Source organism: Allobosea sp. P4_C6, assembly GCF_056402015.1.
Map to the genome: position 1 here is coordinate 79,747 of NZ_JBFUIF010000013.1, position 25,635 is coordinate 105,381.

Genomic DNA, 25,635 nt, shown 5'->3' on the forward strand with positions numbered 1-25,635 from the left:
GGGCATCTCCTCAGACGGTTCCGAGCAGGCCCTGCGGCCGGAAGCGGACCAGCAGCAGCAGCGCGATGCCGTAGAGCAGGATGCGGTATTCCGCCGCGACGCGGAACACCTCCGGCAGGCCAATTAACGCGAGCGAGCCGAGGATGGCGCCGCCGACATTGCCCATGCCGCCGAGGATCGCGATCGTCAGCGCCAGCACCGAGATCTGCGTGTTGAAGGTCTCGTGGTTGATGAAGGAGTACATATGAGCGGTGAAGGCGCCGCTGATGCCGGCGAAGAAGCCGCCGAAGGCGAAAGCCAGGCCCTTGTAGCGGTTGAGCCCGATGCCGAAGGAGCGCGCCGCCACGTCGTCGTCGCGCACGGCCCTGAGCGTGCGACCGAGATGCGAGCCGAGCAGCCTGACCTGCAGCAGCGCCAGCGAAGCCATCAGCGCGAAGGCGAACCAGTAGATCGCGTTGGTGTCGTATAGCTCGAAACCAAAGAGCGAGAGCGGCGGAATGCCCGCGACCCCGATCGGCCCGTGCGTCACGCTCTCCCAGTTCAGGATGACGAGCGCGACGATCTCGCCGATGCCGAGCGTGGCGATCGAGACGTAATGGCCGCGCAGCCGGAAGGCCGGGGAGACCAGCAAGGTGCCGAGCCCCGCCGCAGCCACACCACCCAGAAGCAGCGTCAGCCAGACCGGCCAGCCGAAATCCGAGGCGAGCAGCGCCGAAGTATAGCCGCCGATCGCCAGCAGGGCCGCGTGGCCGAGCGAGACCTGGCCGCTGGTGCCGGCGACGAGCGTCAGGCTCAGGCCCAGCAAGGCATAGAGCCATGCATTGGTCAGCGTCTGGATCAGGTAGCCATTGTCGATCAGCAGGGGCAGAGCGATGAAGAAGGCGGTCGCCGCCGCCAGCAGCGGCACGGGCAGCCGCACCGGCCTACTCGGCGCGACGAAGGTGCCGGTCATCGGCTCAGGTGGGAGCTGGCGGCGACTGGCGAAGAGCCCGTTGGGCCGCAGCACGAGGATCACGATCAGCAGGATGAAAGCGAAGAGATTGCGATAGCTCGTGCCGAGCAGCGCGACGCCATAGCTCTCGATCACGCCGAGCAGCAGCGAGCCGACGATCGCGCCCGGTACGTTGCCGACGCCGCCGACCACCTCGGCCACGATGCCCTTCAGCGTCGCCTCGAAACCCATCGTCGGAGTGATCACATTGTAATACATGCCGACCAGCACGCCGCCGACCCCGCCGAGCGCCGAGGCGATGGCGAAGACGATCATGTTGACCTTGTCGACATCGACACCCATGGCGCGGGCTGCGTCGCGGTCGAGCGCGGTGGCGCGCACTGCCCAGCCCCATTTCGACAGCTTGAGGAAGGCGAAAAGCGCGCTGGCGGCCGTGATGCCGATGCCGCCGATCAGCAGATCGAGCACCCCGATCGAACCGCCGCCGATCGTGATGCGCCAGTTCGGCAGCTGCATCGGCACCGAGCGGGGATCGGGGCTGAACAGGATCTGCACGGTCTGATCGAGCACGAAGCTCAATCCGATCGTCGCGAGCAGTGGCGCGATACGGGGCGCATCGGCCAGCGGCCGGATGCCGAACCTTTCGATCAGGATGCCGAGCCCCGCCGTGAAGGCGACCACGACGAAAAGCGTGACCGGAAAGGGCGTCTGCAGAACCGAGACCGCGACCCAGCCGACATAGGCGCCGACGACATAGACCGAGCCATGAGCGAAATTGATCAGCCGGCTGACACCGAAGATCAGGGCAAGCCCCACCGCCAGCAAGGCGTAGATATTGCCGATGATCAGGCCGTTGATGGTGTGGTCGAACCAGGAGGTCATCGCTGCGTCGGTTCTTGGGATCGTCCGGACGAAAAAACGAGGTCATCCCGGGCTTGACCCGGGATCCATGCCGGAGTGCGCCGATCGAGGCTCAGGCATGGATCCCGGATCGGCGCCGCTGTCGCGGTTTGTCCGGGATGACCCGAGCCTCTTGCGGAAGGCGTTCGAGGCTCAGTTCGTCGCCTTGCCGTCCCAGAGCGTGAAGCGGCCGTTCTTCACGACGAGATCGGCGTTGCGGGCGCCCAGCACGCGGCGTGCCTGCGGATCGAAGCTCGCCTTGCCGTAGATCACGCTCGGCACGTCCTTGACCTTGGAGAGCGTGTCTCGGATCGTCCTGCGCTCCAGATCCGGCGCCTCGCGCAGCACCTGCCCGAACAGGATCACCGTGTCGTAGGCATAGGCGTTGAAGGCGTCCGGCTCCTTGCCGTATTTCGCCTTGAAGGCATTGACGAAGGTCTGGACCTCCGGCCGCGGGTCCTCGGGGAAGAAGCGCGCCGCGGTGAAGACGCCTTCGGACGCGTCGCCGCCGAGCTCCACGAATTTGGGAGAATAGATCGAGCTCGACGCTGCCGCCGGGATGCTCAGGCCGGTCTGCCGGGCCTGACGCACGATCAGCGCGGCGTCGGCATAGTAGGAGACGAGGAAGAGCCCGTCGGGATTGGCATCGCGTACGCGCACCAGCGTCGAGCGGAAATCCTTTTCCTCGGGCAGGTAGCCCTCGGCCGCGACAACCTCGGCCCCGAGTTGCTTGGCGGCCGCGACGAAGTGGTCCTTGCTGGTGCGGCCCCAGTCCGTGTTGAGGTGCAGCAGCGCGATCCGCTTGAAGCCCAGGCGCTTGACCGCATAGGCAGCATTGAGCGGCTGCTCGTCGGCCTGGCTGACCGAGTTGCTCCAGATGAAGTCGCCCGGCTTGGTGAAGTCCGGATGCGAGTTGGTAAAGCCGAACTGGACGAGGCCGGCGCGCTGGTAGATCGGCGAAGCGGCCATCGAGGCCGGGCTGGCGAAATCGCCGAGCTCCGCGACGATACGCTTGTCGGCGATGAACTTCTGCGCGACGGCGACGGTCTGCTTCGGGTCGCTCTGCGTGTCCTCGAAGATGTAGCGCAGCGGACGGCCCTTGATGCCGCCGCTGCCGTTGATCTGGTCGAGGGCGAGGTCGAAGCCCTGCTTCCATTGGGCGCCATATTGGGCATTGGGGCCGGTCAGCGGGCCGCTGACGCCGAGATAGATCGGTTCGCCATTGGGCTCTGCGGCTACGGCCTCGCCGATAGCCGGCAGGACAAGCGCGGCGCCTCCGGACAGCAATAGCGTACGACGGGTGATCATGACGATGTTCCGCAATAATCCGAGCTGCCGACGACAGCTGCCAATTGCGGAAAAGACTGCGCCTCGGGCCGGATACCGTCAATGAAACGTTCTTTCAAAAGAACACTGCATTGGAGACGCAATCTCTCCCGCGCGTCATCCGAAGAAAATTCCTATCGTAACTGCGGAATAATGCGTCACTTTTTGTTGAATTATTCTTCTCCTCGGAAGGAGATGGACGCCTGCGCCGGCCATTTGTCCCGTATGACAAACGATCCCTGACCTGCGGCATGCCCTCCGCCACGACGCGGAGCGATGGAGCGCCCGGGAACCGCGCGCTCCATCTGATGCGAAGTGCCTCACTCGGCCGCCTGCAAGACAGGGGCGTCGCTATCGTGCCGCGCCAGCGGGCGGTTGCCCGCCAGCTTGCGCATCAGCACGTAGAAGACCGGCGTCAGGAAGATACCGAAGGCGGTTACGCCGATCATGCCGGCAAAGACCGCGATGCCCATCGCCTGGCGCATCTCGGCGCCGGCGCCGGTCGACGTCACCAGTGGCACCACGCCCATGATGAAGGCGAGCGAGGTCATCAGGATCGGCCGCAGCCGCAGCCGGCTCGCCTCGATCGCCGCTTCGACCGGTGTCCGGCCCTCGAATTCGAGCTCCCGCGCGAATTCGACGATCAGGATCGCATTCTTGGCCGATAATCCCACCAGCACCACGAGCCCGATCTGGGTGAAGACGTTGTTGTCCCCGCCCGAGAGCCAGACACCGGTCAGCGCCGCGAGAAGGCCCATCGGGATGATGAGCAGGATCGCGATCGGAAGCGTCATGCTCTCGTACTGAGCCGCCAGCACCAGGAAGACGAGGAGGATGGCCACGGGGAAGACGATCACCGCCGAGTTGCCAGCCAGGATCTCCTGATAGGTCAGCTCGGTCCACTCGAACGCGAAGCCCTTGGGCAGGGTCTCGGCCGCGATACGCTCCACCGCTTCCTGCGCCTGCCCCGAGGAGAAGCCCGGCGCCGGGCCGGCATTGATGTCGGCGGAGAGGAAGCCGTTGTAGCGCATCGCCCGCTCCGGACCCGAATCGGCGCGCACGTTCAGGACCGCGCTGAGCGGGATCATCTCGCCCGCGTTCGAACGCACCTTCAGCTGCCCGATATTCTCCGGCTGCGCCCGGAAGGGAGCATCGGCCTGGACGCGCACCGTGTAGGTGCGGCCGAAGCGGTTGAAGTCGTTGACATAGGTCGAGCCGAGATAGGTCTGCAGCGTGTCGAACACCTCCGTCACCGGCACGCCGAGCTGGCGGGCCTTGGTGCGGTCGATATCGGCATAGAGCTGCGGCACGTTGACCTGGAAGCTCGAGAACATGCCGGCGATCTCCGGCGCCTGCGCGGCCTTGGCCATGAAGGCCTTGGTCGCCTCGTCGAGCGCGGGATAGCCGAGGCCGGCGCGATCCTCGATCTGCAGCTTGAAGCCGCCGATGGTGCCGAGACCCTGCACGGGCGGCGGCGGGAACATCGCGATGAAGGCCTCCTTGATGCCGCCGAACTCCTTGTTGAGCTGCATCGCGATGGCGTTGCCGTTGAGCGAGGGGTCCTTGCGCTGGTCGAAGGGCTTCAGGCCGACRAAGACGATGCCGGAGTTGGAGGAGTTGGTGAACCCGTTGATCGAGAGGCCGGGGAAGGAGATCGCGTTCTCGACGCCGGGATGCTTCAGCGCGATCTCGTCCATGCGGCGGATGACATCCTCCGTCCGGTCGAGGGTCGCGGCATCCGGCAACTGGGCGAAGCCGACGAGGTACTGCTTGTCCTGGCCGGGCACGAAGCCCGATGGCACCGCCTTGAACAGTACGCCGGTCAGGCCGAGCAACACGACATACACCGCGAGCATGATCGCCCGATGCGAGATCACCCGGCGCACGCCGCCGCCATAGGCCTCCGAAGAGCGGTTGAAGAAGCGGTTGAAGGCGCGGAAGAACCAGCCGAACAGCTTGTCCATGACGACAGTCAGCCCGTCCTTGGGAGCGTGGTGGCCCTTCAGCAGCAGCGCCGCGAGAGCCGGCGACAGCGTCAGCGAGTTGATCGCCGAGATCACCGTCGAAATCGCGATGGTCAGCGCGAACTGGCGGTAGAACTGCCCGGTCAAGCCGGAGATGAAGGCGAGCGGCACGAAGACGGCGACGAGCACCAGCGCGATCGCGATGATCGGGCCGGAGACCTCGCGCATCGCCTTGTAGGTCGCCTCGCGCGGGGAAAGCCCGTTCTCGATGTTGCGCTCGACATTCTCGACCACGACGATCGCATCGTCGACGACGATGCCGATGGCGAGGACGAGGCCGAACAGGCTGAGCGCATTGATCGAGAAGCCCATCACATACATCACCGCGAAGGTGCCGACGACCGAGATCGGCACGGCGACGAGCGGGATGATGGAGGCCCGCCAGGTCTGCAGGAAGACGATGACGACGAGCACGACGAGGGCGATGGCTTCCAGCAGCGTCGAGATGACCGCCTTGATCGAGGCGCGGACGAACTGGGTGGTGTCGTAGACAATCGAGTAGTCCACGCCCTCGGGCATGTTCTGCTTGATCTCGCGCATCACCTCCTGCACGCGGTCGGCGATCGCGATGGCGTTGGAGCCGGGCGCCTGGAAGACCGGCACGGCGACGGCCGACTTGCCGTTGAGCAGCGAGCGCAGCGCGTATTCGGCGGCGCCCAGTTCGATACGGGCAATGTCGCGCAACCGCACGATCGCGCCGTCAGTACCGGTCTTGACGATGATGTCGCCGAACTGCTCCTCGTTGTGGAGCCTGCCCTGGGCGTTGACCGAGAGCTGAAGATCGAGACCGGGCGCGTTGGGCGAGGAGCCGATCACGCCGGCCGCTGCCTGGACGTTCTGGGCGCGGATCTCGCGGACGACATCGCCGGGCGAGAGGCCGTGCTCGGCGACCTTCTGCGGATCGAGCCAGACGCGCATCGAATAGTCGCCCGAGCCGAAGAGCTGAACCTGGCCGACGCCGTCGATCCGCGCCAGCCGGTCCTTGACGTTCAGCACCGCGTAATTGCGCAGATAGGTCATGTCGTAGCGGCCGTTCGGCGAGGTGATGTGCACCACCATCGTCAGGTCGGGCGAGCTCTTGACCGTGGTGACACCAAGCCGGCGCACCTCCTCCGGCAGACGCGGCTCGGCCTGGCTGACGCGGTTCTGCACCAGCTGCTGCGCCTTGTCCGGGTCGGTGCCGAGCCGGAAGGTAACGTTCAGCGTCATGACGCCGTCCGTCGTCGCCTGGCTCGACATGTAGAGCATGCCTTCGACGCCGTTGATCTGCTCCTCGATGGGCGTCGCCACCGTCTCGGCGATGACGCGCGGGCTGGCGCCCGGATATTGCGCGCGCACGACCACGGTAGGCGGCACGACTTCCGGATATTCGGAGATCGGCAGAGCCCTGATCGAGAGCAGCCCGGCCAGGAAGATGAGCACGGAGAGCACCGCCGCGAAGATCGGCCGGTCGATGAAGAATTTCGAGAGATTCATGGGACGCCCCCTTGGCGAGCGGCTTGTCGTTGGATGAAAAACGCCGTCATGCTCGGGCTTGACCCGAGCATCTCCCACCGAATGAGGCTCCTTCAGCCTCATCCTGCCTGAGTTTCTCGGGTCTGCGCTCCGCTTCGCCCGAGAATGACGGCTATGTGCCTCAGCGTTGGGCGAGTTCGGTCGCGGGCTTCCTCAACTCGCTCTTCTCGGCCATCGGCACGGGCTCCGGCGCAACCACCGCACCGGGCCGGACACGTTGCAGCCCGTTGACGACGATGCGTTCGCCGGGCTTCAGCCCGGCAGTGACGACCCGCAGCCCATCATGCGCAGCCCCCAGCGAGACTTCACGCCAGACCGCCTTGGCGTCATCGCCGACCACGAAGACGAACTTCTTGTTCTGGTCGGTGCCGACCGCCCGCTCGTTGATGACGAGCTGCGGCTCGGCCTTGGCCTGCCCGAGCTGCACGCGGACGAACTGGCCCGGCATCAGCCGGCCTTCCGGGTTGTCGAGCAGGGCGCGCACCCGCACCGTGCCGCTGGCGCCGTCGATGCCGTTGTCGACGAAGTGCAGCCGGCCGCTGACGCTCGTGTTGCCGCCAGCAGCCGTCGTCAGCTTCACCGGAATCTGCTCCAGCGCGCGCGAGCCGTTCGGCAGMGAGGCCAGCGCATCGAGCAGGCTGCGCTCGTCGGCATTGAACGCGGCATAGATCGGATCGACCGAAAGCAGGCTCGTTAGCACCTGCCCGCCGGCCGCGATCAGATTGCCGATGGTGACGTCGAGCCGCCCTATACGACCCGCGATGGGCGCGCGGATCTGGGTGTAATCGAGATTGAGCCGCGCCGTGCGGCGGGCGGCTTCGGCCGCGCGCAGATTCGCTTGCGCCTCACGCAGGGCATTTACGCGAGTGTCGAGGTCGCGCTGCGAGAGGTTGCGGCTGGCGCTGAGCTGCTGGCCGCGCTCGTTCTCGCTCTCGGCCAGTGCGACGCGCGCCTGCGCGGCGAGCACCTGCGCCTGGACCCGCTCCAGCTCGGCGAGATAGGGCGCCTGATCGATACTGACGAGCAGATCGCCCTGCTTGACGAGATTGCCCTCGCGGAAATGCACGGCCTCGACGACGCCGGCGACGCGCGAGCGCAGCTCGACGCGCTCGATTGCCTCGAGCCGGCCGGAGAACTCCGCCCAGGGCACGATCTCGCGCGCCTCGACGGTGGCGACGGAAACGGGAATGGCGGGCGGCGCGGCTGGCGCCGTGTCGCCCTGCGCGCGGTTGCCGGAAAGGCCGATGGTGATGATGGCGGCCAGAGCGACCGAGGCGGTGAGCCCGGCCAGCAGGCGACGACGGTTCGTTCCCTGAATCATGGGTCAAAATCCTTATGGAATGATCGGAATGGAATTGGCGAAGCGGCCGAGCGCTAGGGCGGCGCCGTCAGGGCATAGAAGGCCGCGATGGCGCCGCGTGTGGCGCAGAGGCAGGAACCTTCCTTCGGCGCCTCGGCATAGGCCTGCGGCCAATGCGTCGTCGCGTCGAGCTCGACATGGCGGACGGTCACGCCGGCCTTGTGCAGCCGAGTGGCATATTGTGCGGCCTCGTCGCGCATCGGGTCGTCCTGTGCGCTGATCAGCAGCGCCGGCGGCAGCCCGGTGAGACGCGTCGCCTGAAGCGGCGCTGCATAGGGATGGGCCGCGCGCTCGGGCGTGCCGAGATAATCGGCCCAGCCATCTGCCCAGCGGCAACCCACCGGACCGGCCTGCACCTCGCGCAGCGAAGCGGTCGCGAGGCAGGCATCGAGCATCGGCGAAAGCAGGATCTGCCCGGCCAGCGCCGGCCCGCCACGGTCGCGGGCCATCATCGCCAGCGCCGCCGCCAGATTGCCGCCGGCCTCCTCGCCCGCGACATAGACCGGAGCCTTGCGAGCCGTCCATCGCGCGCGCCCTCTGGCGAGAGCCTCGAGCGCGACATAGATGCCTTCCAGCGTATCGGGGAAACGCAGCCCCGGGGCGAGCGGATAGGAGAGCGAGAACACCACCGCGCCAGCCTCGGTCAAAGCGGTAGCGACTGCCTGTCCCTCGGCGAGAGAGCCACTGTTGAAGTGGCCGCCATGCAGATGCAGCACGAGGCCGGCATCTTCAGGCACGTCCGCGGGCACATAGAGACGGCCCGCGACGCTCTCGCCACGCACGCTCAGGCTCTCGTCCCGCCAGAAGACGGAGAGAACCGGCTGCAGCCTCTGTGTTGCGATAGCGGGCATGGCTCACCTTCGCTGTTGCGTTGCAGCATGAGGTAGTGGGTGGCCTGATCGAAATAAATAGGCTAATCACTCATTCATTGTTTACACAGAGAAACAATCAGAGGGCACATGGACCAGCTCGGAGCCATGCGGGCGTTTGTCAGGGTCGTCGAAACCGGGACGTTCACGCGTGCGGCGGATCTCCTCGACATGCCGAAGCCGACAGTCACGAAGCTGATCCAGCAGCTCGAAGCGCATTTGCGAGCCAAGCTGCTGAACCGCACGACGCGGCGTGTGACGGTGACCATGGATGGGGCCGCCTATTACGAACGAGCGCTACGCCTGCTCTCCGAACTCGATGAGCTCGACGCCAGCCTGACGGTCGCACAGGCGCGCCCGAGCGGACGGCTGAGGGTCGATTGCAGCTCGGCGCTGGCGATCTCGGTGATCATCCCGGCGCTTCACGAGTTCCAGGCCCGCTATCCCGACATCCAGCTCGACCTCGGCCTCAGCGACCGTCCGGCCGACCTCATCGGCGAGAACCTGGACTGCGCGGTGCGCGCCGGCGAGATCGCCGACCAGAGCCTGATCGCCCGGCGGATTGGCGAGATGCAGCTCATCACCTGTGCTTCGCCCGATTATCTCGCCCGCTTCGGCACGCCACGCCATCCGCGCGACATCGAAAGCGGGCATCAGATCGTCGCCTACCGCCCGGCTCTGGGCGGACGCGTCTTGCCGATGATCTACCAGAATCGCACGGAAACGATCGAGATCGCCGGCCGCTACACCATCTCGCTCAATGACGGCACCGGGTATCTTGCCGCCGGGCTTGCGGGCCACGGCATCATGCAGCTGCCGACCTTCATGGCTCGCGAGCCGATCGCGGATGGGCGGCTGGTGCCGCTGCTGCTGGACTGGTGCGCGGCTCCAAAGCCGCTGCACATCGTCTATCCCCCGAACCGGCATTTGAGCAACAAGCTGCGTGTCTTCGTCGATTGGCTGGCGGAGCTGTTCGCCAGGGACAATCTGGTTCAGCGGCCCGGTGTCCCACCGCCAGCGCAGTACGTGGAGACCGCCGCCTGAACTCGGTGGATTACCGAGCCGGCAGCTTGGGGGCCTGAAGATTCACCGCCGTTCTAGCCCATCATCCGCGCAACGATAGCGCGCAGCTCTGCCCGGGATAAGCTGGAAGATTGGGGTTTCCAGTTCGGAGAAGACTTAGGCGGCAATACATTTTGCGGAACTGCAGCAGGCTGCTGCTTTTTGATCTGTTTAAGTCGTGTGATGTTTTTCATATCAATCCGATGGCGCACGGCTTTGCCGTCGCGCCTTGTAAAATCGCCGCACCGAAAGCTCCCAAGGAGCTGCGCACAGCGATCGATTTTTCGAGGGAGTGAGGCCGGCGCCTCGCTTGGAGGCAATGCCAGCTGATTGCTCTGTCGACCGCTATGGATAGCGAGTCATTGTGGCTAATCAACGTTGGCGTCGGCCAAACCGGTTGGTCAGGAATCTACTGTCTTGGATCGACGGCAACGCCATGCCGAGCGGCACGGCGCGGGCGCCTGTCAATGGCCTGCGTTGCTTCTTCGAGCATCTTGAACGGGCCGCCGTGTATGGTGGCCCATCGTTCCAGCAGGACGGTCACGCGCAACACTGGGATGGGCCTGATCGTAAGGCGATCGATAGCCATCCCCCGATTGTCGAATTATCGGGCGATGCGACTCCGCCGGACAGTGCTTTTTGCGGCAGGCGCGCGCGGTGCACTGGCTGCAACCGCAGCAGCGGCTTCGGCCTCGGCCGCCTCTTTTGCCAGCCGGAGCGCGCGCAACTTGGCGGTCCGATCCCGAACCGCAGCCTGTTCGATCCGCAGAGCTTCGAGCGCGCTGTCCGCCTCGACACGACGTTGCGCCGCAAGCGTTGCCCTGCTCTGCGCTCGCAACTGAGCTTCGTCTGACGAAATCCGCTTGGTCGACATCGCAGAACTCCTTGGCGCTCTTAAACGCCAGCTGTCAGCGGCGCTTTCCGGCAGCACGCGTTTGCATGTACTGGACCGCTTCGAGAAGCACTTTGCGCGGACGATCAGCTTCGATTCTGGCTCGTTCGGCCGCGCGGGCTACTTCGCGAGCCCGTTCTTCCTGGCGTTCTTCTTCGGCGATACGCTCACGTTCGGCCGCTGCGAGACGTTCCTCTTCAGCGCGGATCCGGGCCTTCTCGCTCTCCCGTTCGGCTCGCGCCCCGGCCAAAGCTTCCCGCTCGGCGCGGCGTTGAACCATGATCGGATCATCCGCCTTCGGGCGAGCCTGGAAGCGTTCGAGAAGCGCTTTCTTTGCGCTGGCCGAATGAGCCCGACGATCCGTGAAATTCTGCGGGTTGAAGCTCAAGCCTGTTTCCTCGCTATCACGCCAACGCGGCGGGACGCGGCGGGCGAGCGGGACGCTCTGCACGCTTGGGAGTGGGGATCAATCCCTCGCGCTGGGCCTGCTTGCGCGCTGCCTTGCGGGCGCGGCGGACGGCTTCAGCTTTTTCACGGGTGCGGCGTTCAGACGGCTTCTCGTAGGAACGACGAGCCTTCATTTCGCGAAACACGCCCTCGCGCTGCATCTTCTTTTTGAGGACGCGGAGCGCCTGCTCGACATTGTTGTCGCGAACGAGAACCTGCATTCGGATATCCTTCTGGTAAAAGAAAAGGGCCGGGCTATCCCGACCCTCCGTGACCATCCGTCGCTTTATCGAATTAGGCGCCGGTACATCCGCGGTCGCCACACATCTCGATTATCGCGCCGGACGGCGTCTCGACTCACTCGGCCTGCAGATTATCCGCAGAAACCTTGCCGGAGCGCTTGTCCTGCACCAGCTCGTAGGAGACCTTCTGGCCTTCCTTGAGCGTACGCAGACCAGCGCGCTCGACAGCGCTGATATGGACGAAAGCGTCCTGGCCGCCGTCTTCGGGCTGGATGAAACCGAAGCCCTTGTCGTTATTGAACCACTTAACCGTGCCGCGGGCCATGCTGACCTCCTGTAAAAAGCGACCGTGCATACGCAGCGGACGCCACGCATGTTTCGATTTGAGCAGGAAGTTCGTCAGCGGTGCGCAATAGGGCGCGGGGCCAATTCGTTCGGCCTAGATCGATTGCCGCAACATGAGCCCAACACGTGACTTTGTCAAACCTGACTGTTCTCGTGACAATTCCGGACGGGTTCCTCGCGGAGCTTATCGCTCGGAAAGAAACACTGGATTGCTGCTGTTTAGCAGCATTACGCGCGAGAGCGAAGCGGATGACGCCGGCCCGCTACGCTGCAGCAAGGCGCCTCAAAGCCATCTGGAGCGCCCGATCTGTGAGTCGGGCCCACGCCGTCGGCGAAAGCCCTCTAGGCATCGATGCCGCCCAGGCAGAGATACTTGATTTCGAGATAGTCCTCGATTCCGTATTTTGATCCTTCGCGGCCGAGTCCGGAAGACTTGACCCCGCCGAATGGCGCGACGGCTGTCGAGATCAGCCCCTCGTTGATACCGACCATTCCGTATTCGAGGGCTTCCGCCACGCGCAGGATCCGGCCGATATCGCGACTATAGAAATAGGACGCCAGGCCGAACTCGGTATCGTTGGCCATCTCGATCGCCTCCGCCTCCGTCTTGAAGCGGAACAGCGGCGCCACCGGTCCGAAAGTCTCCTCGCGGAATATCCTGGCTTCCCGCGGGACGTCGACCAGGATCGTCGGCGTGAAGAAGCTGCCGCCAAGCGCATGGCGCTTCCCGCCCGTGATGACTGACGCGCCGCGGCCGAGCGCATCGGCGACGTGATCTTCAGCTTTACGGACGGCGGCCTCGTCGATCAGCGGGCCGACGGCCACGCCGTCACCGAAGCCATCGCCGACCTTCATCGCCTCGACCGCCTTTTTCAGCCTGGCGGCAAAGGCGTCATAGATTCCGTCCTGTACCAGCAACCGGTTGGCACAGACGCAAGTCTGGCCGGCATTGCGGTATTTCGAAATCAACGCGCCTTCGACCGCCGCGTCGAGGTCGGCGTCGTCGAAGACGATGAAGGGCGCATTGCCGCCCAGTTCCATGCTGGTCTTCTTGATCGTCGGGGCGCACTGCGCCAGCAGGGCCGCTCCAACCTCGGTGCTCCCCGTGAAGGAAAACTTGCGCACATCGCGATTCGAGGTCATCTCGCCGCCGATTTCGCTGCCCGGCCCTGTGATGACGTTACAAACGCCCGCCGGAAAGCCCGCTCGCTCCGCCAGGACAGCGATCGCAATCGCCGAGAACGGCGTCTGGCTCGCCGGGCGCAGCACGCCTGCGCAGCCCGCAGCCCAGCCGGGGCCGGCCTTGCGCGTGATCATCGCAGCCGGAAAGTTCCAGGGTGTGATCGCCGCGAAGACGCCGATCGGCTCCTTCTGCACGATGATGCGGCGGCCGGGGAGATGCTGGGGAATGGTATCCCCGTAGATGCGCTTTCCCTCTTCCGCGAACCATTCGATGAAGCTGGCGGCATAAGCGATTTCATTGCGGCTCTCGGCCAGGGGCTTCCCTTGCTCCGCCGTCATGATCCGGGCGAGGTCTTCCTGATTCTCCATCATCAGCGCGAAGAGGCGCCGCAGTTTCACTGCGCGCTCCTGCGCCGTCAGCGCGCGCCAGGCCGGCTGGGCGCGCTTGGCCGCCGCGATCGCGCGGGCCGTCTCCTTCGCGCCGAGCGAGGGCACCCGGCCTATTGCAGCTCCAGTGGCCGGATTGGTGACCGAGATGCTCCGCCCCGTATCGGCCTCCAGCCACGCGCCGTCGATATAGTTCGCCTCGCGGAACAGAGAGCGATCCTTGAGCGTCGCCAGAAATGTTTCGTCGGCCATATGCGTGCTCCTCACTTGCCGTGTCCTCGCCGAGGCAGGCTTCCGCCTGCCGCGATGCCGATGCGCGTCCCGAGCATCTAGTCCGTCGGGCGTCCATAATGATATATGATATTTATTGAAACGAGGAGATAGCCTGTGCTCAAGATTTTTGGTGCGCCAAGCCGTTACGTTCAGGGGCCGGACGCGCTCAGCGGTCTCGGACCTTTCGCGGCGAGGCTCGGGCGGCGTGCAGTGGTCGTCTCGGATCCGCTAGTCGGCAAGATGATCGGCGAGAGAGTTCTGCGATTATGCGCCGAGGAGCAGGTCGACGCCCGGATCTCCCTGGTCGAAGGCGAGGTCACGCATCAGAAGATTGCCGCCGTCGTCGAAAGCGTGCGCGCTCATGCGCCCGATCTCGTCATTGCCGCGGGCGGCGGCAAAAGCATCGACATCGGCAAGGCCGTGGCCAACGCCCTCAAGACGCGTCTCATCACGGTGCCCACCGTCGCCTCCAACGACTCACCCACGAGCAAGAACTACGTGATCTACGATGACCGGCATCAGCTCGTCGCGGTGGAGCACCTGCCCTTCAATCCGGACTATGTCGTGGTCGACACATTGCTGCTGTCCAAAGCACCGAAGCATCTGTTTCTTGCCGGGATCGGGGATGCGATCTCAAAGAAGTTTGAGGCGGAACAGGCGTTCGCGGCAGGCGGCGCGAATATGTTCGGGGAACATTCGACTCTCGCAGCACAGCTGCTCGCTGACGGCTGCTACCGCATACTCCGGGCCGACGCCGCGGCCGCGCTGGATTGTGCAGGCTCGGGAAGCCCGACGCCTGCATTCGAGCGAGCCGTGGAAGCCACCCTGCTGCTCAGCGGCCTGGGCTTCGAAAGCGGCGGCCTGTCGATCGCTCACGCGCTGACGCGGGGTTGGCCGGCCGTTCCGGGTGTCGCGGCGGCGATGCATGGGCTGCAGGTCGCCTTCGGGCTCCTGATCCAGTTGACGCTGGAAAAGCGGGATGACGCGATCGTCGCCGAGCTGGCCGAGTGGTACCGGACGGTCGGCCTGCCGCGCAGCATGGCTGATCTCGGAGCGGCCGAAGCTTCGCAGGCCTCGCTCCTGGAAGCCGCAGAGCGGACCCTGACGGCGCCCCATGTCAGGAATTTCAAGCGGGCCTTGTCCGCGGCAGAGCTGGCGGCCTGCCTGGACACGTTCCGGCATGCGACTCCGATCTGAGTGGAGCGCCGCGCCGACAGCCCAAAAACACGAAAGAGCCCGTCAGGGCTCTTTCGATGTCATGCTTCAGGATTTGATCTTTGCGAGCGTCTCCCGCGCGACGCTCTCGATACCGCCGGCGTCGAGTTTGTAGTGCGCGTAGAGGTGGGTCGGTGGGGCAATCAGGCTGTACTCGTCATGGATGCCGTGCCGCACCAGCTTGATGCCCGCTCCCTCGTCAGCCAGGACCTCGGCCACCGCAGCCCCCAGCCCGCCGAGCACATTGTGCTCTTCGGCCGTCATCAGGATCTTCGACCGGGACGCGGCTTTCAGAATGGCTGCGCGGTCGAGCGGCTTGATCGTCGCCATATCGATCACGCCGACCGAACGGCCTTCACCGTTCAGCTTCTCGGCTGCTGCAAGCGCCGAGGAAACCGGCAGGCCGCATGCGATGATCGTGAGTTCCTCGCCAATCCCGTGCTCGATGGCCTTGCCGATCGTGAACGGCGTATCGGAGGAGTAGACCTCCGGCTCGCGGCCACGGCCGATCCTGAAATAGATCGGCTCGGGCCAATCGGCGGAAGCCTTGAGCGCTGCCTCGAACTGTGGGCCATCGGCCGGAGAGATGACCGTCAGATCAGCGATCGAGCGCATCGTCGCGATGTCCTCGGTCGCGTGATGGGACGTGCCATAGAATCCGAGGGAAATGCCGGTGTGATGCCCGATCAGCCTCACCGGCTGGCCGCCATAGGCCACATCCATGCGAATCTGCTCGCAGCAGAGCAGTCCGAGGAAGGACGCGAAGTTCGCCACGAACGGCATGTAGCCGGTCGTCGCCAATCCGGCAGCGGCCGACACCATGTTCTGCTCTGAAATGCCGAACTGGATATAGCGATCCGGATAATGGCTGGCGAACTTGTTGAGCCCGTTCGAATACTGCAGATCGGCGGATCCCGCGATTACCGGATGCCCGGCGTCAGCGAGGTGAATGAGCGCGTCCGAAAAATGGTTCAGGCCCGGCGTAATGGCGTTGAGCGCGCGATACTGCCAGGAATTCGGCGACATGGGCTGCGACATTGATCAAATCTCCGTGGCGAGGATTTCTTGGCGTACGCGTTCGGCATCGGCCGGATCGAGGTAGCCCAGGTGCCAGCCGGGTTCCGTTTCCATGAACGAAACGCCCTTTCCCTTGACCGTCTTCGCAATGATGCAGCAGGGCTGCGTCCTCCCCGCATCGGCCTTCACCCGCCGCAGAAGCGCGGTCAGTTCATTCAGGTTGTGGCCGTCGACCACGTGGGTCTCCCAGCCGAACGCGCGCCAACGCTCATCGAGCGGCTCGACGCCGATGACGTCGTCGACCGAACCGTCCAGCTGGAAGCCGTTTCGATCGACGATCGCAACCAGCCGCGACAGCCTGTGGTGGGAGGCGAACTGAGCGGCTTCCCAGACCTGCCCTTCCTGCATCTCACCGTCGCCGACCATGACGAAGGTCGTGAAATCCCGGTTCTGCAGGCGCCCGCCCCACGCTATGCCGGCACCGTTGGAGAGAGCGTGCCCGATGGAGCCCGACGAGAAGTCGACGCCCGGAACCTTGCGCATGTCGGGATGATCGCCGAGCGGATTGCCAAGACGGGTATAGCCGTCGAGCAACTCCTTCGTGATGAAACCCAGCTCGGCGAAGATCGGGTAGAGGCCGACCGCGGCGTGCCCTTTTCCCATCAGGAACCGATCGCGGTCCTCCCATTTCGGCTCGCCCTGGCGGAGGTTCATGACGTCGTAGTAGAGCGCCGCGAAGATCTCCGCGGCGGAGAAGACCGACGAGTAGTGCCCGACCTTCGCGATTTCGATGAGCCGTACGGTTTCCAGCCGGATGAACCGCGCCTTCTCGCGGAGCAGCGCGAGTTGTTCCGCCGTCAGCGCAAGCGAATTGCTAAGCTGTCGGTCAAGGGCGTCCGTTTCCATCTCATCACTCCATTGCTATATGATATATCATTTTCGCAGACGCCCCGCCGTCAGCAGGAGCGCACTGAGCGGCTCGACGACCAGCGCCCGCTCGCGTTTGAACAGGGGCGAAATGACATAGGCCTGGATACAATACCCGATGGCGAACAGGATGGGCACTGTAGCGATGACAGTAAAATACGGATGGAGACCTGTTATACTGACGATCGTATAGGAGATATACATCGCCAGCATCAGTAACGATCCATGCGCGAAATTGATGACGCGCAGAACGCCGGATGTGATCCGGCGTATAGGCGACGACCAGCATCGCATCGGGCTTCGCTGCGCGGATCTTGAGCAGCTGCGCCGAGAAATCGACCTGGTTGGGCGGATAGGATTCGTTCAGCACGACTTGCATGCCGCGCGCGGTCACGAGCTTCTGGATGGCCGCGACATGCGAGCGACCCCAGTCGGTGCCCTCGTAGAAGAGCCCGATACGGGCCGGGCCCTTGCCGGTTTCCTGCTTCAGCAGATCGATGGCGTCGATCTGCTCGCGCGCATCGTACTGAGCCTTGTTATTCGGCCGGAATACGTATTTGAAGCCGCGTTCGGTAATCTCGTCCTTCACAGCGCCGGTGACGAGCCAGGGCGTCTTGTAGCGCTCGGCGACCTCGGAGGCGGGGAAGGTGACGGCGCTGTTGTAGGCGCCGACGATCATGGCAACCTTTTCACGCTGAATCAGACGCTCGGTTTCCGCGGCGCCGACATCGGGCTTCGACTGCGAGTCGGCGAATATCAACTTCAGCTTGGCGCCGCCGAGCGATTTGATCCCGCCCGCGCCATTGATCTGCTCCGCGGCAACGACAGCGCCCAGCCTGGTCTGGTTGCCGATTGTCGCGGAGGCTCCAGACAGCGGCAGGACGAAGCCGATCGAGACCTCGTTCTCGGCCTGGGCCCGCGCGGCCGTCCCTAGAACGGCCGTCCCGGCGGCCAAGGCCGCGGCTGAAAGCACAATGCGTCGATTGAAACCTGACATAGACCCTCTCCTCCCACATCTTCTTTTAAATATGATACAGGATATATCTTCGAACGGAGGTGCTGTCAACGCTGCGCCGCTTCCCAGCCGGTTGGGGCGAGGTGTCAGTTGGTGCGGGGCCTTAATTCTCGCCGCGCGGCAGCCGAGCCCGGAACACAGCCGGATCTGCAACGGGGCGCTGGCTTTAGAGTGGCGAGATGCGGCGCCAGGCGACCGCGATGCAGGCTCCGCAAGAACGGCCGGCAGCACGTCGGGCCGCAGCGAAAGGAACCGCCAACCTATAAAGCAAGGCTCGCTAAGCGGCTCGCAAGGGAGCCGGCGCGACGCCGACGGGCCAAGGGGTCATCTTTGGAAGCCGGGCCATCGTTAGAAACTGGCCGGCTACCCGAGCGCCCTATGCGGACAAGCTTTCCGCCTTGCGCTCGACCCAGTCGATCATCACGCGGTCCCACTTGATGTCCGCCTGAATCGCCTGCCTGGTCTTTTCGGGGTTCCGTTCCCGCAGGCCGTCCAGCACTTCGAAATGCTTGTGATCGCGGCTACCGAGTTCGCGCGGCGGCATCTCCTCATGAAACCGCCGGAGCAACGGCCCCATCATCACCCACATGTTTCCCACGGTCGCCAGAATCAACGGCGCTCGCGCCGCCGAGATCAGCGCGAAATGAAACAGGCGATTCTGAATGGCGGCCTCGCGTGAATCCACGGCCGCGGCGTTGTGGAAGTCCGCCTGAATCCGCTCGATCTTGGCCAACTCAAGTTTGGTGATGCGCTCCGCGGCCATGGCCGCCGCTTCGCCCTCCAGATGAATCCGGATGCGCTGGATCTCGTCGAGATTTGCCGCAGAAAGCTCGGGGACATGGATCGCGGTCGCTGCCTTCATTTCCAGCACATGGTCGCTGACCAGACGGAAGATCGCCTCACGTACCGGCGTTATCGAAACACCGAGCTCATCCGCCAATTCCGCAATACGCAGGCGGTCGCCCGGTTGAAAGCGTCCTTCCATCAGGGCGCCACGGATATTCTCGTAAACGCGCTCCGAAAGGTTCCCTTTTACGACTGGCTTAAGCGTTTTCATGGATGCCCTCGCGACCTCGTCTTCATATATCATATTCCGGTCTCGGGTCTAATCGAGGGCCGAGTGCCGGAAAATGCCCCTTGCGGCCTTTTTCAAATGAAATATGATATATGGTGTTTCATCGCTTGGAGGAGCGCTCGTGACGACACCATCAATCTCCGGCAAGACCCGGCTCGTCCCTTTGGTCGGCTACCCGGCCGGCCATATCCGCGCCCCGTCCTTTCTCAATCCGGCCCTCGCMACGCGGGGCATCGATGCCATCGTCATTCCCTGGCAGGTGGCGCCGGGCAACTTGCCGACGGTGATCGATGCATTTCGGCATTCCGAAAGCATGGCCGGGTTCATCGCGACCGTGCCGCACAAGACGGCGCTTCCCCAGTTATGCGACCACCTGACGGATGATGCCGCGGCACTGCGGGCCGTGAATGTCGTGCGGCGCGGCGAGGATGGCCGGCTCGAAGGCGGAATCCTGGATGGCGAGGGCTTCGTCGCGGGCTTGAAGAGCCAGGGCCACGACCTCACCGATCGTAATGTCCTTCTCATCGGCGCCGGTGGAGCGGCGTCCGCAATCGCGCTCGCATTGGCGCGGGAGCCGATCGCGTCTCTGACGATTGCCAATCGCAGCCGCGACAAGGCTCAGGCGCTGGCTGCCCTGGTCGGCGACATGACCGGCAAGAAGGCCTCGGAAGGCCCGGCCGATCCGCGCTCATACGACATCGTCGTCAACGCTACCGTGCTCGGCATGAAGGATACCGACCCGCTTCCGGTCTCGGATACAGGCTTCCGTCCGGGCCAGCTTGTCGCCGAAGCCATCATGCAACCGCCAAAGACCCGCCTCCTCTCCGAGGCCGAACAGGCCGGTGCGGAGATCCATCTCGGCGAGCACATGGTCCGCGCTCAGATCGGCCTCCTGATCGATTTTCTGTTCAACCCGTAGGCCGCGCGATCCTGGCCTCGGCGCAAGACATTCACCGCATCGGAGACGTAGATGCCTGACCAAAAGAAATCTGGAGCCGGGACGGCCATCGTCACCGGCGGCGGCACCGGCATCGGACGGGCCTGTGCCGAATTACTCGCCGAGAGAGGCTTGCGCATCATCGCGATCGGGCTGGATCGCGACGAGAATCTGCCTCCGGCGATCGAGTTCCGCAAGCTCGACGTCACCGACGAGACCGCGCTCGCCGAGCTCGCGGAAGCCTGCCCGGATGCGTCCGTTCTCGTGAACGCAGCTGGAATCATTCTGCACGAGAACCGCGAGTTCACGCCTGAGGGGTTCCGCAAGGTGTTGGACGTGAATGTCACGGCAGGGCACATCGCCACCATGTCATTGCGTCCGCATCTGGCGCGAAATCGCGGATCCGTCGTCAACATCGCGTCGATGTGGAGCTATTTCGGTTCCCCCCGCAATCCTGCTTACGCGACGTCCAAGGGCGCGGTTGTCCAGTTGACCCGCTCTCACGCCGTCGCGTTCGCACCGGAAGGCATTCGCGTGAATGCCGTAGCTCCCGGTTGGATCGAAACGCGCCTCTCGGCCGGGGCTCTGCAGAACCCAGAACGCGCGCCCGCGCTGCTCGCCCGCATTCCGCTCGGACGGTGGGGCAGCCCTCGCGACGTGGCCGAGGTCGTCGGGTTCCTGACGTCGCCCGCCGCAAGCTACGTCACCGGCGCCATCATTCCCGTCGACGGCGGCTTTGGAATTGCGTGAAGCCGCTTCGGTTGGCGGCCATTCAGCGCCCGCCAACCACCGGCCTCTCCCCGTCCCGCTCGCAACAACCGGTGTACGCAATGATCTATGAAGAGCGCGATTATCGCATCAAGTTCGGCAAGCTGTCCGAGTTCCTCCAACTCTATGGAGACCACGGGCTTCCGATACAGAAGGAGCACTTGGGCAACCTCGTCGCTTATTTCACCAGCGAGATCGGCGAACTCAATCATATCGTCGCGATCTGGAGCTATGAGAGCTTCGAAGATCGCGCCGCCCGCCGCAAAAACATGCTGGCGGACCAGCGGTGGCACGAATACCTGAAATGCGTCGATGGCTTCATCGATGTTCAGGCCACTCGCATCCTCTCGTCCGTCTCGTTCTCGCCTTTGCAGTAGCGCTCAAGCTTTCCATCGCTTGAAAAAGAAGGGCTTTCTCAGGTTGGACGTCGCGCGCGCGCATGGTTCGGGCGCGCGGCCTAACTCGCCCCCTCCCAAGCCCGCACCGCGCTATCCGTCGTGAGGAAATCGATCAGGGCCCGTGTAGCGGCCGACAGGCGGCGATGCGGCGCGAAGAGGATCGAAAACGGCCGGGTGCGCCCGCTTGCATACTCCAGAATCTCGACGAGCCGCCCTTGGGCAATGCGATCACGCACGATGAAATCGTAGGACTGGCAGATGCCCAGGCCGGCTTCGGCCAGCGATACGACGCCCAGCACATCGTCATAGACATGGACACGGCCCGACGGCGTCCAATCGATGTCGCGTTCGCCTGCGCGAAACAGCCAGGGCGCACAACGACCGGTGCTCGGCATGACGAAGGGCAGGCATCGATGGTCGGCCAGATCCTCGATCGTCTTCGGCGTTCCGGCCCGGTCCAGATAGTCAGACGACGCCACCAGACGCAGCGGCGCATCTTCCAGCTTCCGTCCGACGAGCCCGCTATCCTGCAGCGGCCCTAGGCGGATCGCCAGATCATAGCCTTCGGCCACGAGATCGACGTTGCGGTTGGCGATGCTCAACTCGATCTGGACCTCCGGATAGGCTCTCGCGAACCCCTCGAGCGCCGCGGGAAGCCGGTAATGGCCATAGGTCGTCGGCACGCTCAGGCGAATGCGCCCCTTCAGTTGCGCCCCTTCCTGCCCCTGAATGGCTCGCTCGGCGTCGTCGATCAGGAAGAACGCATTGCGCGCCTGGTCGAGATAGGCGCGGCCGGCATCCGTCAGGTTCAGGCGCCGGGTCGTCCGACGCATCAGCTGGGCGCCGAGCCGCGTTTCCAGGCGCGTGATCGCCCGGCTGAGAACCGACGGCGTCGTCGACAACGCGACCGCCGCATCGGTCATCGATCCCTTCTCCGCCACCGTCACGAAAACCTCAACGTCCCCTAGATGGTCGAACCGCCTGCCCATTCTTGCCTCTCGCGACTAAATCGATTTCGACACCGGCATTTTTCGCCATTGCTGGCGCCGCTCAGCTTCGCGCGGATTTGGGCAGCCGCGCGTGCGCCGACAGAGGCGTTACCATTTGGCTCCATAGCGAACAAATCAATTCCATCGCTGATTATTTATCGCTGCAATCGGCCTGAATAGATTGGCGTCATCGGACCCCGAAATGTCCACGATGATTATGTTCAGGAGCAAATCATGGCCAACATCGATGGACAGCGCAGACCCGTCCTGTTCGTTCTGACCAGCCGCGGCGCGAAAGGCGAAACCGGGGAGCCCACCGGCTTCTATCTCGGCGAGGTGACGCATCCGCTGGCGGTGCTGGAAGCCGCCGGCATTCCGGTCGAGTTCGCCTCGATCAGGGTGGCGAGCCGCCGGTCGACGGGCTCGATCTCGACGACGCCGTCAACGCGCGTTTCTGGAACGACGACGCTTTCCGCAGTGCCATCCGAACGACGCAGCGTCTGGCGGACGTGAAGCCCGAGCGCTACGCGGCCATATTCTTCGCGCGCGGCCATGGCGCCATGTGGGACTTTCCGAAGAGCCCGGCGGTGAACAGCGTCACGCGCAGCATCTACGAGGCGGGTGGTGTCGTCGCCGCCGTTTGTCACGGCCCGGCAGCACTGGTCAACGTCACGCTGAGCAACGGCACCCATCTCGTGGCCGGCAAGAATGTCGCCGCCTTCACCGATGACGAGGAGCGCGCTGTCGAGCTCGACAAGGAGGTTCCCTTCCTCCTCGCAACCACGCTCGTTGCACGCGGCGCTCACCATCATCCCGCGCCCGACTGGACCGCCAAGGTGGTGGTGGATGGCCGCTTGATCACCGGCCAGAACCCGCAATCCGCAGCCGGAGTCGGCGAAGCCCTGCGCGATCTGCTGAACGCCCGTTCCTGAAAATCCCAACTCGAACTGACGGCGTTCCCTGCCTGGCGGCGGGTCGCGCTCACTTGGAGACTATCATGAAGCTCATTCGCACTCTCGCTGTCGCCCTGGCGTTGGGAACGACCGCCATCAACGCGCAGGCCGGCAATGTCCTGGTCGTTCTTTCGGATACCGGACGCCTCGACCTGAAGGACGGGAAGGTCTTTGAAACCGGCTTCTATCTCAACGAGCTGATGCAGCCGGTCAAAGCCCTGCTCGACGCCGGCCACGACATCACCTTCGCGACACCGAAGGGCAACGCGCCCACCCTCGACAAGTCCTCCGTCGACAAGATGCATTTCGCCGGCAACGAGACGGAGATGCAGGCGAGCAGCGCGCTGCTCGAAAAGCTCAACCTGACGTCGCCGACCAAGTCGCCCGTCATCAGCCTCACTCGCGTGGAACAGATCGGCTACGACCGTTTCGACGCGGTCTTTGTCCCCGGCGGCCATGCCCCGATGCAGGACCTCCTGGTGAGCCCGGAACTCGGCAAGCTTCTCACCGACTTCCATGCCAAGGGCAAAACCACGGCGCTCGTTTGTCACGGACCTATCGCGCTGCTTTCGGCCCTGCCTGATGCCAAGGGGTTCACCAGCCAGCTTGAGGCCAATGGCGCCACGAAGAAGCAGGACTGGATCTACGCCGGATACAAATTCACGGTGATCAGCAACAACGAAGAAGAAATGGCGAAGGGCCTGCTCAACGGCGGAGAGATGAAGTTCTATCCGCAAAGCGCCCTGGAGGCCGCCGGCGCCAGCTTCGTCAGCAACAAGACCCCATTCACGTCGAATGTGGTCGTCGACCGCGAGCTGATCACCGGCCAGAATCCGGCTTCCGCCCCGGCTGTCGCCGCCGAGCTGCTGAAGCGCCTGAAATAACCCTCGTCATTCCTGATAGCCCAGTCTCCCACCTGCGGGGACTGGGAGCCTCCAGCGTGTGCCGTCGACAAGAAGCCGAACGGCGACGCGCAGGCAAATGACTCCCTCAACTCAAAAGGCAAGAGATGACCGCCAACATCAAAGTCGTGGCCCGCGTTGTCATAACGATGGGAAAAGAGAATGCGTTCGAGAATCACGCCAGCGCTCTTTCCGTCGCAACCCGAACCGAAGCAGGATGTGTATCCTACCATCTTTTCAGCAACCCCACCCAAAAGGGCGTCTACGTCTTCGTTGAAGAATGGGCATCGCGATCCCTATGGGAACAGCACATGTCCGGCGAGGCCATACGTGCATTCAATGCGCAGCTGCCGGCCGGAACCATTGCCCAGATCGAGATCCACCCGCTCGAACAGATCGCCTGATCGCACGCATCGGCGCAAACGGACCTCAAGATGCTTCGCTTTGCCGCCGAGCACGCTCGGCGGCACCGTCGAGATTGGTGTCGGCACGATCAGCCATCGCTCGTTCCTTATCGAGAGGCTTTGTAGAGCTTGGTGGCAATCTCGAACATTTCCTCGGGGGCATAGTCCGGCGTGAACGCGGAGGGAACGCCGGTCAACTGATGGATCTTGCCGCCCTCCGGCATGCCCTCGACGACTTCCAACTCGCCTGGGGGATCGCCCGGCAGGGCCATTTCTCCGTTGCCCCATATGCCCGCCATCTCCCGGTAATCGCTGGGGCTGAACGTGTAGAGGCGCCGGTGCGAGCCTTCCTGAAGGTACTTCTGACATTCGGGGATCTTGTCGAGATTGATGTTCGGCGTCGGCAGCATCTTCTCGATCTCGACGCCGGTGATCTGCTTCAGCGCAAGTGCATAGGCATGAGCGTGGACCGAGCCGCGGACCAGCAGATAGCCGCAAACCTCGCGTCCTGTCGGGTCGGTCAGCGTCTCGTAGACGCGCAGCTTATGGAGCCGAGCGCCGCATTCGAGATGGAAGTTGTGCAGCAGATCGGTCACGACATTGCCCGTTGTCGTGATGAAATCGGTGTTCCAGGAGACGCCGTTGCTATTGACCGGCGTCGCGCCACCCGCATTCGACAGGAATGCCGCTGCAAGCCGCATATCCTGCATGCCTTCGTAAGGCGCCTTGGAGATGTCTCCGCCGTCGCCGAGGTCGCCATCCTTCTTGTCCGGCCCATTGGCAATCATGGCCACGCCATTGCTAACCAGCTCGACATGGCCGAGTTCTTCGGCCGTGATGCTGGCGACCAGACTGTAGAAGGGCCGCAGCTTCTCCTTGCTGCGGAAATTGAAGCTCTGGAACATGTAGTTCCCGAGGGTGGACATCTCGCCATACTTGCCGCCGAGCAACTCCTGGAGAGCGGCGGCGGCATTGGGATCTGCCTTTTTTGGAGGTGGCAGTTCGGCCTGAAGCCGATCGACGCGCATGAACATGAAATTGAACTCCCGTTTTACCTTTGCGAAAAACGGYCATGCGCAGCGCTATGTTCCGATCAACTGATAATTAAAATCAGTATGTCAAAAGACATACCGGGCGGTATTTCGCTGCAATTTCAACGAATGCTCTAAATTTTTCAAATAATACGTGAATTTATTTTGACATGCCGGGCAAACAGGCGCCTTTAGAGAGCGGGATTTAACGCCTTTATTTCCGCAGAT

At 63.8% G+C, this 25,635-nt stretch carries 23 protein-coding genes and 1 pseudogene; 9 read left to right on the forward strand and 15 right to left on the reverse strand.

Translation table 11 applies throughout. From position 1 onward, the window contains the following. Positions 1 to 10: 10 nt before the first annotated feature. The 5 genes from AC1DVA_RS12040 to AC1DVA_RS12060 all read right to left on the reverse strand — a co-directional run bounded on the left by AC1DVA_RS12040 (position 11) and on the right by AC1DVA_RS12060 (position 8,928). On the reverse strand, positions 11 to 1,834 hold the full coding sequence (locus AC1DVA_RS12040; protein ID WP_265050315.1) for an ABC transporter permease: 1,824 nt from the start codon (positions 1,832 to 1,834) through the stop codon (positions 11 to 13). A 171-nt stretch (positions 1,835 to 2,005) separates the two neighbouring features. Then, positions 2,006 to 3,160 (reverse strand): ABC transporter substrate-binding protein, encoded by a 1,155-nt coding sequence (locus tag AC1DVA_RS12045; RefSeq protein ID WP_265050316.1) that lies wholly within the window; start codon positions 3,158 to 3,160, stop codon positions 2,006 to 2,008. Positions 3,161 to 3,498: 338 nt separating this feature from the next. Beyond that, a complete protein-coding gene (locus AC1DVA_RS12050) occupies positions 3,499 to 6,678 on the reverse strand; it encodes an efflux RND transporter permease subunit (RefSeq protein ID WP_476806027.1) in 3,180 nt (1,059 codons plus the stop codon). A gap of 160 nt (positions 6,679 to 6,838) precedes the next feature. Next, entirely contained in the window at positions 6,839 to 8,038 is a 1,200-nt protein-coding gene (locus AC1DVA_RS12055) for an efflux RND transporter periplasmic adaptor subunit (RefSeq protein ID WP_476806028.1), read from the reverse strand. A 53-nt stretch (positions 8,039 to 8,091) separates the two neighbouring features. Continuing rightward, entirely contained in the window at positions 8,092 to 8,928 is an 837-nt protein-coding gene (locus AC1DVA_RS12060) for an alpha/beta hydrolase (RefSeq protein WP_265050319.1), read from the reverse strand. 108 nt (positions 8,929 to 9,036) lie between these two features. On the opposite strand from AC1DVA_RS12060, the gene AC1DVA_RS12065 reads away from it, so the two are divergent. Together AC1DVA_RS12065 and AC1DVA_RS12070 are read left to right on the forward strand one after the other, a co-directional pair. Further along, positions 9,037 to 9,990 (forward strand): LysR family transcriptional regulator, encoded by a 954-nt coding sequence (locus AC1DVA_RS12065; protein WP_265050320.1) that lies wholly within the window; start codon positions 9,037 to 9,039, stop codon positions 9,988 to 9,990. A 454-nt stretch (positions 9,991 to 10,444) separates the two neighbouring features. Then, a complete protein-coding gene (locus AC1DVA_RS12070; RefSeq protein ID WP_476806029.1) occupies positions 10,445 to 10,861 on the forward strand; it encodes a hypothetical protein in 417 nt (138 codons plus the stop codon). A 55-nt stretch (positions 10,862 to 10,916) separates the two neighbouring features. Here AC1DVA_RS12070 and AC1DVA_RS12075 read toward each other — a convergent pair whose 3' ends face one another. The 4 genes from AC1DVA_RS12075 to gabD form a co-directional block, all read right to left on the reverse strand. After that, on the reverse strand, positions 10,917 to 11,288 hold the full coding sequence (locus tag AC1DVA_RS12075; protein WP_265050322.1) for a DUF6481 family protein: 372 nt from the start codon (positions 11,286 to 11,288) through the stop codon (positions 10,917 to 10,919). Positions 11,289 to 11,304: 16 nt separating this feature from the next. Beyond that, the gene (rpsU, locus tag AC1DVA_RS12080) at positions 11,305 to 11,568 is read right to left on the reverse strand and encodes a 30S ribosomal protein S21 (RefSeq protein ID WP_265050323.1); all 264 of its coding nucleotides are present in this window, start codon (positions 11,566 to 11,568) and stop codon (positions 11,305 to 11,307) included. A 136-nt stretch (positions 11,569 to 11,704) separates the two neighbouring features. Then, entirely contained in the window at positions 11,705 to 11,914 is a 210-nt protein-coding gene (locus tag AC1DVA_RS12085; protein ID WP_265050324.1) for a cold-shock protein, read from the reverse strand. A gap of 362 nt (positions 11,915 to 12,276) precedes the next feature. After that, entirely contained in the window at positions 12,277 to 13,755 is a 1,479-nt protein-coding gene (gabD, locus tag AC1DVA_RS12090) for an NADP-dependent succinate-semialdehyde dehydrogenase (RefSeq protein ID WP_476806030.1), read from the reverse strand. A gap of 135 nt (positions 13,756 to 13,890) precedes the next feature. Between gabD and AC1DVA_RS12095 the strand changes: the two genes are divergently transcribed. Beyond that, positions 13,891 to 14,973 carry a glycerol dehydrogenase gene (locus AC1DVA_RS12095; RefSeq protein ID WP_476806031.1) on the forward strand — a complete coding sequence of 361 codons (1,083 nt, stop codon included), beginning with the start codon at positions 13,891 to 13,893 and terminating at the stop codon, positions 14,971 to 14,973. Between the two features lie 66 nt (positions 14,974 to 15,039). Here AC1DVA_RS12095 and AC1DVA_RS12100 read toward each other — a convergent pair whose 3' ends face one another. From AC1DVA_RS12100 to AC1DVA_RS12115, 4 genes are all read right to left on the reverse strand, one after another. Then, complete coding sequence (locus AC1DVA_RS12100; protein WP_476806032.1) at positions 15,040 to 16,029, reverse strand: transketolase family protein; 990 nt, start codon at positions 16,027 to 16,029, stop codon at positions 15,040 to 15,042. A gap of 3 nt (positions 16,030 to 16,032) precedes the next feature. Beyond that, positions 16,033 to 16,914: a transketolase gene (locus AC1DVA_RS12105; RefSeq protein ID WP_265050328.1), complete on the reverse strand. Its 882-nt coding sequence runs from the start codon at positions 16,912 to 16,914 to the stop codon at positions 16,033 to 16,035. A 4-nt stretch (positions 16,915 to 16,918) separates the two neighbouring features. Then, entirely contained in the window at positions 16,919 to 17,932 is a 1,014-nt protein-coding gene (locus AC1DVA_RS12110; protein WP_476806033.1) for an ABC transporter substrate-binding protein, read from the reverse strand. A gap of 394 nt (positions 17,933 to 18,326) precedes the next feature. After that, complete coding sequence (locus AC1DVA_RS12115) at positions 18,327 to 19,007, reverse strand: GntR family transcriptional regulator (RefSeq protein ID WP_476806034.1); 681 nt, start codon at positions 19,005 to 19,007, stop codon at positions 18,327 to 18,329. Positions 19,008 to 19,146: 139 nt separating this feature from the next. Between AC1DVA_RS12115 and AC1DVA_RS12120 the strand changes: the two genes are divergently transcribed. From AC1DVA_RS12120 to AC1DVA_RS12130, 3 genes are read left to right on the forward strand one after another with little or no spacing between them, the layout of a single operon-like run. Further along, entirely contained in the window at positions 19,147 to 19,944 is a 798-nt protein-coding gene (locus tag AC1DVA_RS12120) for a shikimate dehydrogenase family protein (protein WP_476806035.1), read from the forward strand. Between the two features lie 51 nt (positions 19,945 to 19,995). Continuing rightward, entirely contained in the window at positions 19,996 to 20,712 is a 717-nt protein-coding gene (locus AC1DVA_RS12125; protein WP_265050333.1) for an SDR family NAD(P)-dependent oxidoreductase, read from the forward strand. A gap of 11 nt (positions 20,713 to 20,723) precedes the next feature. Then, positions 20,724 to 21,107, forward strand: coding sequence for an NIPSNAP family protein (locus tag AC1DVA_RS12130; protein ID WP_476806036.1), 384 nt, complete (start codon positions 20,724 to 20,726; stop codon positions 21,105 to 21,107). An 80-nt stretch (positions 21,108 to 21,187) separates the two neighbouring features. On the opposite strand, the gene AC1DVA_RS12135 is transcribed toward AC1DVA_RS12130, so the two are convergent. Further along, positions 21,188 to 22,117, reverse strand: coding sequence for a LysR family transcriptional regulator (locus tag AC1DVA_RS12135; RefSeq protein ID WP_476806037.1), 930 nt, complete (start codon positions 22,115 to 22,117; stop codon positions 21,188 to 21,190). 234 nt (positions 22,118 to 22,351) lie between these two features. Between AC1DVA_RS12135 and AC1DVA_RS12140 the strand changes: the two are divergent. The 3 genes and pseudogenes from AC1DVA_RS12140 (at position 22,352) to AC1DVA_RS12150 (ending at position 24,376) form a co-directional block, all read left to right on the forward strand. Next, positions 22,352 to 23,049 (forward strand): annotated as a pseudogene (locus AC1DVA_RS12140) (type 1 glutamine amidotransferase domain-containing protein). Between the two features lie 65 nt (positions 23,050 to 23,114). Then, positions 23,115 to 23,954, forward strand: a complete 840-nt coding sequence (locus AC1DVA_RS12145) for a type 1 glutamine amidotransferase domain-containing protein (RefSeq protein WP_265050336.1) — start codon at positions 23,115 to 23,117, stop codon at positions 23,952 to 23,954. Between the two features lie 125 nt (positions 23,955 to 24,079). Beyond that, the gene (locus AC1DVA_RS12150) at positions 24,080 to 24,376 is read left to right on the forward strand and encodes a putative quinol monooxygenase (protein WP_476806038.1); all 297 of its coding nucleotides are present in this window, start codon (positions 24,080 to 24,082) and stop codon (positions 24,374 to 24,376) included. A 107-nt stretch (positions 24,377 to 24,483) separates the two neighbouring features. Here the strand turns inward: AC1DVA_RS12150 and AC1DVA_RS12155 are convergent, their stop codons facing one another. After that, positions 24,484 to 25,410 carry a manganese catalase family protein gene (locus AC1DVA_RS12155; protein WP_476806039.1) on the reverse strand — a complete coding sequence of 309 codons (927 nt, stop codon included), beginning with the start codon at positions 25,408 to 25,410 and terminating at the stop codon, positions 24,484 to 24,486. Between the last annotated feature and the right edge of the window lie 225 nt (positions 25,411 to 25,635).